12 protein-coding genes are annotated in these 12,495 nt (G+C 59.1%); all 12 read right to left on the reverse strand.

Annotation, left to right across the window (positions count from 1 at the left end):
- Window positions 1-7: 7 nt before the first annotated feature.
- Complete coding sequence (locus RHM62_RS17345) at window positions 8-1,270, reverse strand: RsmB/NOP family class I SAM-dependent RNA methyltransferase (RefSeq protein WP_322123293.1); 1,263 nt, start codon at window positions 1,268-1,270, stop codon at window positions 8-10.
- A 17-nt stretch (window positions 1,271-1,287) separates the two neighbouring features.
- Entirely contained in the window at window positions 1,288-1,911 is a 624-nt protein-coding gene (gene purN, locus RHM62_RS17350) for a phosphoribosylglycinamide formyltransferase (RefSeq protein ID WP_322123294.1), read from the reverse strand.
- Window positions 1,912-2,005: 94 nt separating this feature from the next.
- Window positions 2,006-2,404, reverse strand: a complete 399-nt coding sequence (locus tag RHM62_RS17355) for a barstar family protein (protein ID WP_322125436.1) — start codon at window positions 2,402-2,404, stop codon at window positions 2,006-2,008.
- Between the two features lie 41 nt (window positions 2,405-2,445).
- Complete coding sequence (locus RHM62_RS17360) at window positions 2,446-2,823, reverse strand: ribonuclease (RefSeq protein WP_322123295.1); 378 nt, start codon at window positions 2,821-2,823, stop codon at window positions 2,446-2,448.
- Window positions 2,824-3,421: 598 nt separating this feature from the next.
- Window positions 3,422-4,606 (reverse strand): patatin-like phospholipase family protein, encoded by a 1,185-nt coding sequence (locus RHM62_RS17365; protein WP_322123296.1) that lies wholly within the window; start codon window positions 4,604-4,606, stop codon window positions 3,422-3,424.
- 9 nt (window positions 4,607-4,615) lie between these two features.
- Window positions 4,616-6,400 (reverse strand): gamma-glutamyltransferase, encoded by a 1,785-nt coding sequence (gene ggt / locus RHM62_RS17370; RefSeq protein WP_322123297.1) that lies wholly within the window; start codon window positions 6,398-6,400, stop codon window positions 4,616-4,618.
- A gap of 116 nt (window positions 6,401-6,516) precedes the next feature.
- The gene (locus tag RHM62_RS17375; RefSeq protein WP_322123298.1) at window positions 6,517-7,275 is read right to left on the reverse strand and encodes a 3-hydroxyacyl-CoA dehydrogenase; all 759 of its coding nucleotides are present in this window, start codon (window positions 7,273-7,275) and stop codon (window positions 6,517-6,519) included.
- Between the two features lie 150 nt (window positions 7,276-7,425).
- On the reverse strand, window positions 7,426-9,534 hold the full coding sequence (locus RHM62_RS17380; protein ID WP_322123299.1) for a sodium-translocating pyrophosphatase: 2,109 nt from the start codon (window positions 9,532-9,534) through the stop codon (window positions 7,426-7,428).
- Between the two features lie 219 nt (window positions 9,535-9,753).
- Entirely contained in the window at window positions 9,754-10,410 is a 657-nt protein-coding gene (gene adk / locus RHM62_RS17385; protein ID WP_322123300.1) for an adenylate kinase, read from the reverse strand.
- A gap of 134 nt (window positions 10,411-10,544) precedes the next feature.
- Complete coding sequence (gene kdsB, locus RHM62_RS17390; RefSeq protein ID WP_322123301.1) at window positions 10,545-11,294, reverse strand: 3-deoxy-manno-octulosonate cytidylyltransferase; 750 nt, start codon at window positions 11,292-11,294, stop codon at window positions 10,545-10,547.
- 7 nt (window positions 11,295-11,301) lie between these two features.
- A complete protein-coding gene (locus tag RHM62_RS17395; RefSeq protein WP_009667051.1) occupies window positions 11,302-11,490 on the reverse strand; it encodes a Trm112 family protein in 189 nt (62 codons plus the stop codon).
- The gene (gene lpxK / locus RHM62_RS17400) at window positions 11,471-12,493 is read right to left on the reverse strand and encodes a tetraacyldisaccharide 4'-kinase (protein WP_322123302.1); all 1,023 of its coding nucleotides are present in this window, start codon (window positions 12,491-12,493) and stop codon (window positions 11,471-11,473) included. The genes RHM62_RS17395 and lpxK overlap by 20 nt, the downstream gene beginning before the upstream one ends.
- Window positions 12,494-12,495: the final 2 nt, after the last annotated feature.

The following is a 12,495-nucleotide window of genomic DNA, read 5'->3' on the forward strand; positions in this document are numbered from 1 at the left end:
CCTCCGGTCAGCCTACTTTTATCCGTTCGAATACGGCAGCAAAGAAGCCGTCAGTTTGATGCTGGCTGGGCGTCAGCTTGAGGTAGTCTTGCATCTCCAGGTCGACGCGTTGTTCGGCCAGTACATCCTTCATCGGAACGAGCACGAAATCGGCGTGCGTCGCCAGGAATGCGCTGACGATATCTTCGTTTTCTTCATCGAGCAAACTGCATGTCGCATAAACTAATCGCCCACCCGTCTTGACCATTCGAGCGGCACCGGAAAGGATCGACGTCTGCTTGACATTGAGCTCGGCTACGCCGACCAGTGTCTGACGCCACTTAACATCCGGATTGCGGCGCAGGGTACCGAGCCCGCTACACGGCGCATCGACGAGTACGCGGTCAATCTTTCCAGCAAGTCGCTTGATTTTGGCATCGTTTTCATGCGCGATCTGGACTGGATGCACATTGGACAAACCGCTACGGGCCAGTCGTGGCTTGAGTTTGGCCAACCGCTTCTCGGAAATGTCGAACGCATAGAGACGGCCGGTATTGCGCATCGCGGCGCCAAGCGCAAGCGTTTTTCCACCTGCACCAGCACAAAAATCGACCACCATCTCGCCGCGCTTGGCACCGACGATTTGGGCCAGCAACTGACTACCTTCATCCTGCACTTCGATCAGGCCATCTCTGAACAACGGCAAATTCTGTAGCGCCGGTTTTTTCAGTACGCGCAGCCCGACTGGCGAAAACGGTGTTACTTCAGCAAGGATTGGTGCTTCAGCCAGCGCCGCCATGACTTCTTCGCGCGATGCCTTGATCACGTTGACGCGCAAGTCCAGCGGTGCCGGCTCGTTCAATGCTGCCGCTAGCGCAAGCGCACCCTCTTCCCCTTCGCGCGCCACGAGTTTATCGAACAACCACTGCGGCAAGTTCGAACGCATTAAGGCCGGTAGCAGGGTGCGGTCAATTTGCATCGTATGCTCAAGCCACGCCGTTTCCTCTTCGCTCAGTCCACCAAGCGCATCGGCACCGACTGCCCCGGCCAGGCCTAACAAAGTCATGCGCCGCATCGTCGGACCATTACCGGACTCGGAGAAGCTGGTATAAACCGATTTGTTACGCAACACGCCGTAGATCCCTTCCGCAATGGCGCCACGCTCCCGGGAACCGAGCTTCGGATGTTCGCGAAAAAAGCGCGAAAGTGTGCCATCGGCAGGGCCGGTGAAGCGCAGGATATCGCGCAGGATTTCTTCGGTACTGGTAACAATTGCGGGAGGCAATCTCATGGAATTTCTTTCAAATATTAAGCGGCACCAGTGAATTCGGGTGCCAGCAGCACTTGGCCATCGTGCAGACTCAGGCGTCCGTCGATAAACCAGCGTACGACTTGCGGGTAGAGCAGGTGTTCTTGTTGTAGCACGCGATCGGACAGAACCTGCTCGGTGTCGCCTTTCTCCACGACGACCATCGCCTGGGCAATGACCGGCCCATGATCGAGGTCGGCGGTGACGAAATGCACCGTCGCGCCATGCTCAGTCACCCCGGCCGTCAAGGCCTGGCGGTGTGTTGCCAGTCCGGGGAAACGGGGCAGTAAAGAGGGATGAATGTTGATCATTCGCCCCTGGTAGTGCTCCACAAACCGAGGGGTCAAAATACGCATGAAGCCCGCCAGCACCACCAGATCCGGGGCGTAGGGCTCGATCGCTGCGAGCAGTGCGGCATCGAAACTGTCACGCGACGGATGGTCCTTACTGGCAACGACGGTCACAGGAATCTGCAGGCCCGCAGCGAAAACCAGTCCTTCCGCATCAGCCCTGCTACTAATCACTGCTGCGATCCGGCATGCCCATTGTTCCTCCACTGCGGCATTGACGATGGCCTGCATGTTAGTGCCGCGGCCAGAAATCAAGATCACGATATTTCTCATGGCGCGCATTGTACCGCAAGGATCCGCCTTTCAAGACCGCTTGCGGGCTTAATCCGGAGGTGGCCAAATGGTTGGCGATGGAAGAAGACAGCGCCTACTGAAATGAATAAAAAACCCGGAAAGAAACCTTCTTTTCAGCCCAAAAATCGGCTGCATCGCGAAATACATCCAGCAGCGTTTCGCGCGCCTCCTTGTCGAATTTTGGCGTGTTGGGCAATTGCTCGAGCACGACGACGAAACCCGGTTGCGGGCCCGCCTTAGAGGTCAGATCTGTCAGGCAGTCCGCTAGCGCATCAAAGTTTTTCCCGAAATGCCGTGGAAAATAAAACGATTCGGCGATGCATGTCAGCACCTGTTGCTTGGTGAGCGCGTCGGCACAATACGCATACAGGAAATGCTGCCCAAGGCGAGCAGCTTCTGCCTGCAATTCGACCACCCGGAACGCACGAATGGACTGCACCGCATTTGGCGGTACGGTTTTAAGCAAACTCATTTCTCTCTCAATTCGAGTAATCATTATGTGGTGCGTAGTTGCTACTCTTCTTTGATCCGTCGGAACGACGTGTAGTGGTCGGCGGTATAAAAGTAGTCCGCACCTTGCGGTGGACGACCGCCGACGATAATCCGGCGAGCACCGCGATTGCGTGCGCCTGGTGTTGGCACTGTGTATTCATGGTAGTACCCGCGCGTTCGCCGGGGGAGCTGTTGTTCATAGTTTCCGAATACGGAACCGTCTTTTGCATAAGGGAATGGTCCACCGCGCTTGATCAGGACGACCGTCGCCCGGGCTTCAGGCGGCAGTGCACTTGCGGCAATGCTTTCCGGCTCTGGCATCTGCCGGGCCATGACACTGGACGCAAGGACTGCTGCGACGCAACCAAGCAGCATTTGTCTAGGCGTCTTGAGGGACACGGTACTTTCCTTGATGTTGGTAGGGAGTCTCGCGCAACGGAATCTGCGCGTAATCCGGTAGGGTAACGTGTTGTGTTGCTCGAATCAACCCGAATCACCACTTGCCTGACCGCTGCCTTAGCTACGGCTTTGACAAAAACACCACGCAACAGCCAATTTCTAACGATGCACTCACTGCGAAAACAGTTTGTTTCAAAAAACGGCAAGACAGGCGCGAGGTCGCTGAAGTTAAATTGGGCGATCAATACTGAAGGAGGATTCCGATGAACACATCCGTTGTTAGTCGCCCGCTAGTCTGTATCGGCCTCGTACTGGCCTCACTCGCCGCAAGCTCCGTTGCCATCGCAAGTGACCGGTCGCATGTCAACTGGTCTGTCAGCGTCGGCACACCCTATGCCTACACGCCCGAACCGGTGTATCTCCAGCCGCCGCCGGTTTATTACACACCTCAGCCTCTCTATGTCCCGCCTGCGCCTGTCTATGTGAGACCAAGGCCTGTCATTGCACCGTCCTATCAAGTCATCTACGCTCCTTATCCGGCCGCCGGTTACCGCGGGCCTGGCTGGCGCAGGCACCATCATCGTCATCACGACCGCGACTAAGAGGCAGCGATTGTCACATCAAAAAAAGCCAGCACGTCGGCACGGCGGGCAAGCGCATCCCGCTCGCCCAGCGCAATGAGTTCGCTCGTGTAGCTCGACTCGAACAACAAGTAGGAAGCAAGCGCCGCCCCCCGTACCTCGGTGGCCCCTATCCCAGCCAGCATCATTCGTATTGGTTTGGGCAAGCTGCCCGTATGCCGACTGGCGATTTCATCAAGGCGCTGCGAGGGCGCAATGATCAGCATTTCAACCGGACGCAACTGAGTCTGACTGCGCTGCTCTGCAGACAGGACCGATAACGTCAGGTTGATACGGTTCATGCGCTCAATATCAACTGCCAGGCTGTCAAGAAAAATACTAGACATCGCATGTCCGGCAATTTGCGCAAGGCTGGGGTAACGGGCAGTGGCTGCGCTGTCACTTACGGGTTCATGCAACCGTCCTGCACCGATCACGAAAACCTTGTCGGCACCAAGGTGGATGGCGGGTGAAATCGGTGCCAACTGGCGCATCGAACCATCACCGCAAAATTCGCGCCGGCCGTCACAATTGAGCGCCGTGGCGGGGAACATCAACGGGATCGCCGACGAGGCCAGCAAATGCTCGACACCGATCTGGGCACGCATCGATACCCGTTGCGTACGGACCCACGGGGCGATGTCAGCCTCGCTCTGATAAAAGGTAATGTGCTGCCCGCCGGTATAAGACGACGCAGTCACCGCCAGCGCATGCAATTTGCCATCCAGCAACGCTGCATCAAGACGCGGGAAGTTCAGCATCCGGTTCAGCAATGTCACCAGCGGCGTATTGTCGAGCAGGGAATTGGGTGGATTGGCGTGCCAACGGCGCATTAACCACCCAAAAGACAGCAACGACAGCCAGCGTGCGCCCGAACGCAGTACTCCCAACGAATCGGCGCGATACACCTGCTCGACCGAAAAGTTTTCCCAAATCTTGAGAACCATCTGCAGGCCCTCACCGAAATTGTCCGCATGGCAAGCCAGCGCCGTCGCATTGATGGCACCGGCCGACGTGCCGCAAATGATGTCGTAGGGATTGCGTCCGGCTGGCCAGCCAGCCTCGCACAGGATATCCGACACGGCCTTGAGCACGCCGACCTGATAGGCCCCGCGAGCGCCCCCGCCGGTCAGGACCAGGCCGGTTTTTTTATGGTTGTGCATAGCAGGCGATCAATCGCCCTTGACCGTTCCTTCCCGACGCGGATCGGCACCACCGAACCAGACGTCCTCGCCGTGCACAGTCATGCGCATAATGCCTTGCAAGCCGGAGGTCTGCGCCATGAGCCTGACGCTGTGGCCCTTGGCTTTCAGGGCATCGACCAGCGCATCCGGCACCCTGTCTTGCTCCAGTTCGGTCGGACCGTTACGGCTACCGAAGTTGGGCAAGCTGATCGCCTGCTGAATATCAAGCCCCCAATCCATCATCCCCACCATGACCTTGCCGACATAATTGATAATCGCCGAACCGCCCGGCGAACCTGCCGACAACATCAGTTTGCGCCCGCTTTTTTCAAACACGAACGTAGGGGACATCGCGCTACGGGCACGCTTGCCGCCCTGCACCCGGTTTGCAACCGGGCCAGTTGCATCGGCGGCATCGAACGAAAAATCCGTCAGCTGGTTATTGAGCAAAAAGCCGTCCACCATCTGGCGCGCGCCAAACTGATCTTCAATCGACGTCGTCATTGCTACCGACTGCCCCTGCGCATCGACGACCGAGAGATGCGAGGTCGAATTAAATTCGGGCGAGGTATCGAGGCCCTGCGCCAGCTTGGTCGCCGGTGGCTGGCCGGACGGTGCGACACCCATCGATTTTTCGGTGATCAACGCGCCGCGTGCCGCCAGATAGCGCTGGTCCAGCAGAGGTTTGACGCTGCCGCCCGGCAACGGCACGAAGTCGGTATCGGCAACGTAACGGGCGCGATCCGCAAATGCCAGTCGCCCTGCTTCGGCAAACAGGTGCACGCCTTCCGCATCCGGCACGCCGTCCCTGGGCGCATAGGCGCTCATGGTGCGTGCCTCAAGCATGCCCAGCATTTGCGCAATGGCAATGCCACCCGAGGAGGGCGGTGGCATTCCGCACACCGTCCAGGCGCGATAGTCACTGCATACCGGATCGCGCACCTTGGCCTGATAACCGGCAAGATCGGCCAAGGTCAAGCCTCCCGGATTAGTCGGATGCCCCTGTACTTTGGCAACGATATTACGTGCGACCCGTCCGGTATAGAACGCGTCGGCACCACCTGCCGCGATGTCACGCAAAACTGCCGCCAATGCCGGATTTTTAAGCAGATGGCCTGCGCTCCACGGACTGCCGTCCCCATCATAAAAATAAGCTGCTGCAGTCGGGTCACGCTTCAGATAGAGCTCGCTCTTGAGCAGGCCGGCCAGGCGTGGACTGACCACGAAGCCATCATCAGCCTGTTTGATGGCCGGCCCAAACAACGCTGACCAGGGCAACTTCCCATGCTGCCGGTGAGCCAGCTCGAGCATCCGCAGTACCCCCGGCGCACCGACCGCGCGCCCGCCGACGACACCATCATGAAACGCCAGCGGTTTGCCTCCGGTGTCGAGGAACAGTTTTTCGGTAGCCGCTGACGGTGCGGTTTCGCGGCCGTCGTAGGCCTTCATACTGACTCCATCGAACAGCATCAGAAAACCGCCTCCGCCGATGCCCGATGATTGCGGCTCGACCAGCGTCAGGACCATCTGGGCGGCAATTGCGGCATCGATTGCAGAACCACCGGCCTTGAGCATCTGATAGCCGGCATCGGTTGCCAGGGGATTGGCAGAAGCAATCATGAATTTTTTTGCGACGACACCGGTTTTTTCGGTATAGCCGGAAGCGGCTTCGGGCGCAGGTTTGGCAGGCGGGGAGAGTTGTGCGGACTGGCTGGCACAACCGGAGAATGCCGTTGCGCAAAGGAAGATCGAAACGATATCAAGTTTGACCATGCGGGCTCCATCCAAGTCTAAAAAGGCAAGCACGTTGCTCGCCTCAGTGTAGGCTGGCCGACTGCCGCTGTCATCGCTAAATCTGCCACAAGTTCATGCGGCAGATCAGTCTGTGTTTATTTAGGCTGCATCCGGATCGCCCCGTCCAGACGAATAGTCTCGCCATTGAGCATGACGTTTTCGATGATGGCCTTGGCGAGATGCGCGTACTCGGCAGGCCGCCCGAGCCGGGGTGGGAACGGCACCATCTTGCCCAGCGCGTCCTGAACTTCCTGCGGCATGCCAAGCAGCATCGGCGTCTCGAAAATGCCGGGCGCAATCGTCATCACGCGGATACCGCTGCGCGATAAATCGCGCGCCATCGGCAAGGTCAGACCGACCACGGCGGCTTTTGACGACGCATACGCTGCCTGCCCGATCTGGCCATCGTAGGCGGCAACCGAGGCGGTGTTGATGATGATTCCGCGTTCGCCATGCTCGACACCGTCGGTTTGTTCCATTGCCGATGCAGCCAGCCGTGCCATATTGAATGTGCCAACCAGGTTGATGTTGACGGCGCGCTGGAACACATCCAGAGGATGCGGACCATTCTTGCCTACCGTCTTGACTGCCGGTGCGACACCGGCGCAATTGATCAGACCACGCAAAGTACCCATGCCAACGGCCGCATCGACGGCAGCCTGGCCGTCCACTTCAGAGGTCACGTCACATTTGACGAACCGGCCACCAAGCTCTTCGGCCAGTGCGATCCCTGCGTCGACCTGTACATCAGCAAGCACTACTTTGCCGCCGTTGGCGGCAATCATGCGGGCGGTGGCGGCACCGAGGCCCGATGCGCCGCCGGTGATCAGGAATACATTGTCTTTGATTTGCATGCTGTTCTCGCTGGGTTAAAAAATGAGGGATATCTGAGCTCTTGACGTTAACGTTAACGTCAACATCAATCCCGCAAGATTGTAACGGCAATTTTTCAACCGTCCAAAAAAACTGGCCTGCCAGCACAGCACAACCGGCAGGCCGCACGACTATTTGGACAGTGCCACGGGTGCGGTGATGGGCGCCAATACAAGGCTGCTGTGTCCGCCACCCATTTGCGGTCCCGTCGCCGGCAGCAGCGGCACCATCAGCAAGGCGACGATGTTGATAATCTTGATGAGCGGATTGATGGCCGGCCCGGCCGTGTCCTTGTAAGGATCGCCGACCGTGTCGCCGGTTACTGCCGCCTTGTGCGCGTCCGAGCCTTTACCGCCGTGATGACCGTCTTCAATGTATTTCTTGGCGTTGTCCCAGGCACCGCCGCCGGTCGTCATCGAGATCGCCACGAACAGACCGGTCACGATGGCTCCCATCAGCAAGCCTCCCAGCGCCGCCGGTCCTAGCAGCATGCCGACCAGGATGGGTACGATCACCGGCAGCAGCGACGGCACGATCATTTCCTTGATCGCCGCAGTCGTCAGCATGTCGACGGCCTTGTCGTATTCCGGCTTGCCGGTGCCATCCATGATGCCCTTGATATCGCGAAACTGGCGCCGTACCTCGACCACCACTGCGCCGGCGGCGCGCCCGACCGCTTCCATCGCCATCGCGCCGAACAGGTACGGAATCAGGCCACCAATGAACAGGCCGACAATGACCAGCGGATTGGACAAGTCGAACGAGGTGCTTTTGCCGGCGGAGTCGAGTGCATGGGTGTAGTCGGCAAACAGCACCAGCGCGGCCAGTCCGGCCGAACCGATCGCATAGCCTTTGGTGACCGCCTTGGTGGTATTGCCAACCGCATCAAGCGGATCGGTGATTGCACGTACCGACTCGGGCATGCCGGACATCTCAGCGATGCCGCCGGCGTTATCGGTAATCGGACCATACGCATCGAGTGCGACGATGATGCCGGCCATCGACAGCATCGACGTTGCCGCGATCGCGATGCCGTACAAGCCACCGAGGTAGTACGACACGAGGATCGCGACGCAGACCGCCAGTACCGGATACGCGGTCGACTTCATCGACACGCCCAGCCCGGCGATGATGTTGGTGCCATGGCCCGTGGTCGAGGCCTGGGCGATATGCTGGACCGGCTTGAAGTCAGTGCCGGTGTAGTACTCGGTGATATAGACCATCAGGCCGGTCAGGACGATGCCGACGACTGCCGAACCCATCATCGACGGGCGCATGTCATACGGCATCACGGTCCACGTCACGGCCGCAAAACCGATCAGCGACAAGCCCGCTGCCCACCACAAACCGGTGTACAGCGCGGACATGATTTTCTTGCCGGGTTTGGCTTTCACCATCGAGCAGCCGACAATTGACGCCAGGATGGACACCCCGCCCAACAGTAACGGATACAGCGCTGCCTGCGCCTCACTGCCCTTGATCAGTAACGCGCCGAGCAGCATCGTCGCAATCAGTGTCACCACGTAGGTTTCGAACAGGTCAGCGGCCATGCCGGCACAATCACCGACGTTGTCACCGACGTTATCGGCGATGACGGCGGGATTGCGCGGATCATCTTCCGGGATGCCGGCCTCGACCTTGCCCACCAGGTCGGCACCGACATCGGCTCCCTTCGTAAATATGCCGCCACCCAGGCGCGCAAAGATCGAAATCAGCGACGCACCGAACGCCAGCCCGATCAAGGGCTTGAGCAAGTCGTGCAGCACCACCGCGCCACCGGCCGCCGAACTCAGGTACCAGTAGAACAGCGTGACACCCAGCAGCCCGAGGCCGACCACCAGCATGCCGGTGATGGCTCCGCCGCGAAAGGCGACATCGAGCGCATCGTTCATGCCGCGCGTGGCCGCCTGCGCAGTACGCACGTTGGCCTTCACCGACACGTTCATGCCAATAAAACCGCAGCCGCCCGACAGGACAGCACCGATCAGGAAGCCAATCGCCGTGACCATGCCCAGGCCCGGCAGAAAGGCGATCAGCACAAATAACACAGCACCCACGATGCCGATGGTGCGGTACTGGCGCGCCAGATAAGCCGCAGCACCCAGTTCGATGGCAGCAGCGATTTCCTGCATGCGCGGGTTACCTGCATCCTGTTTCAGGATCCAGCTACGCGAGACCAGACCGTAAATCACTGCGACGATGCCGCATGCTACGGCGAACCACAACCCTGCTGTTGCCATATCAACTCCTCCTCATGTTCACAATCACGTTCACATTGGAAAAAGGATGGCGATACAGCGCCGCATTACGTCGGCATTGCTGTGTCGTCATGCTCAGGTAAACCCTTTGTACTACGCTACCTTGCCTGTCGAAACCGTCTTTTGATATCGGTGAACTATTACCGCCTGCCCTTGCGGATCAGAGACCAAAAAAAAGCGGACACATGGTCCGCTATCTTCTTACCTGGCGAGCGCTTCGAACGCTGCGTCCCGTATTGCCTCGACGGCCCCGACCCCGGCGATCTTGCGATACTTCGGTGCTCCCGCGGCTCCCGATTCGGCCCACTGGTTGTAGTAGTCAACCAGCACTTCAGTCTGTTCGTGGTAGACCGACAAGCGCTTCATGACGGTAGCTTCCTTGTCGTCGTCGCGCTGGATCAGCTCTTCGCCGGTCAGGTCGTCGATATCGGCCACTTTGGGCGGATTGAACGTCACGTGATACGTGCGTCCCGAACCCGGATGAACACGTCGACCGCTCATGCGTTCGATAATGGCCGAGTCCGGCACATCGATTTCCAGCACGTAATCGAGGCTGACGCCGGCTTCCTTGAGCGCATCGGCTTGCGGTATCGTGCGCGGAAAACCGTCAAACAGATAACCGTGGGCGCAATCGGCATGGGTCAGACGTTCCTTGACCAGGCCGATGATGATGTCATCGGACACCAGACCACCGGCGTCCATAACTTGCTTTGCAGCGATACCCAAAGGCGTGCCCGCTTTGACGGCAGCCCGCAGCATGTCGCCGGTCGAAATTTGAGGAATATTGAATTTTTCTTTGATGAATGTAGCTTGTGTGCCTTTACCGGCACCAGGCGCTCCCAAAAGGATAAGGCGCATTTTTTTCCCTAACTATAGTTTTGAATTCTTGCGGTGATTGTCTCGAACAGCCAGACTACAACGCGCTGTTGTATCACACGAACTTTGCACGAAACTTACCATACAAATTAATCAATACGATTATTCAGCGGATTTCAACTGAAATGCAAACGTACCCGCGCAAGATCTTCGGCGGTGTCGACACCGGCGGCGGGGGCACTGTCGGTCACATGGACCGCAATCGGAAAGCCATGCCACAAGACGCGCAACTGTTCCAGCACCTCGACCTGTTCGAGCGGGCTGATGGCCAGCGCCGGATACGCTTGCAGGAAGTCGTTCCGGTAAGCGTACAAACCGATATGTCGCAGGGGCTGGTATCCGGACGGCAGTACCGCTTGCGAGAGTGCAAAACCGTCGCGGTGCCACGGAATGACCGCACGCGAGAAATACAAGGCACGACTGCGGCTATCCAGCACCACCTTCACGACATTGCTATTAAACAAGTCCGCGCTCTCGGAAATGGCATGCGCTGCGGTCGCCATCGGCACCTGGTCCGCAATCAGTGCTGCTGTCGCGGCGATCAGCGCCGGATCGATGAGTGGCTCGTCGCCCTGCACGTTGACGACGACCGCGTCCAGCGGCAAGTTGAGTGCAGCAGCGACTTCGGCGATGCGATCGGTACCCGACGGATGATCGTCGCGCGTCAATTGCACTTCGACACCGTGCAGCCGGCAAGCCGCGACGATATCGGCATGGTCGGTCGCGACGATGACGCGCGCAGCACCCGATTGCATGGCCCGTTCGGCAACGCGGACGACCATCGGCTTGCCGCCGAGATCAGCCAGCGGTTTGTCCGGCAAGCGCGTCGACGCCAGTCGCGCTGGAATGATGACGATGAAGGACATGAATCCTTCAGGCCGGCGGAGCCAGATGGCGTGCGACGGTCTCGCGCGCTTCATCGGCCCACATGATCGGAATGCCGTCGCGGATCGGATAAGCCAGACGGTCTGCATGGCAGATCAGTTCCTGGGCTTTCTTGTCGAACTCCAGCGGGCCCTTGCAGATAGGGCAAACCAGTATGTCAAGCAGTCGGGTATCCACGCAATTTCTCCACGATGAGTTCAGCCAGCGGGCCGTCGAGGCACGCTGCAACAGGCACGACCCACAGGCGCGGGTCAGTTTTTAATGCCTCGATTTGCACGCATTTTACTGCATCCTTCTCGGTGATCAGGATCACCTCGGCATCCACGCCGGCAAACGGATTACCGGAAAAATCATGATGATCCGGCAGCGCCAGGGTGTCGATCGTCAGGCCGTGATCGCGCAGCATCCGGAAAAACCGTTCCGGATTGCCGATGCCGGCCGCGGCAAGGATACGTCCCGTCAGACTCGCCAGCGGCACCGACCTCGTACGCACCGCCAGCGCTTCGGCGTAGCCACCGGCCAGCGTCATGCGCATCGTATCGGCGGGAAAGCCCGCCGGGATATTCCCACCATTAACCACCGTGAAATCGCGACGTCGTGACATCGGTTCACGCAGTGGTCCGGCCGGCAATAGCCAGCCATTTCCAACGCCGCGCTCGTCAAACAGGACGATTTCAAGTGCCCGCTGTAGCCGATAGTGCTGCAGCCCGTCGTCGGAAACCAGTACGTTGACAGCCGGATGGACGGCCAGCAGCGCGCGTCCGGCAGCGACGCGATCGTGTCCCACAAACACCGGACACCCGCCGCGCCGGGCAATGAGCAGCGGCTCGTCACCGACCTGTTGCGCCAGAGAATCGCCGCACACTTCTCGCGCCAGTCCGTGCTGTCCGCCGTAGCCGCGCGAAATCACACCCGGCACATAGCCGGCATCGCGCAGCGCAGCGACCAGCCAGAGCACCAGCGGGGTTTTCCCGGTGCCGCCGACGAATACGTTGCCAACCACGACAACCGGCACCGGCAGCCTGCTACTTGCTAGCCAGCCGCGCCGGAAAGCCAGTCGCCGCAATGCTGACAAGGCACCAAACAACAGAGCGACCGGCAGCAGCAGGCAAGCCAGCCAACCGCGTCGCTGCCAGGCAGCCGCAATACGCTGTGAAAAAGGAACGGTGCGGGAAGACAAGG

The sequence above is a fragment of the Actimicrobium sp. CCC2.4 genome (assembly GCF_034347385.1).
Classification (GTDB): Bacteria; Pseudomonadota; Gammaproteobacteria; order Burkholderiales; family Burkholderiaceae_D; genus Actimicrobium.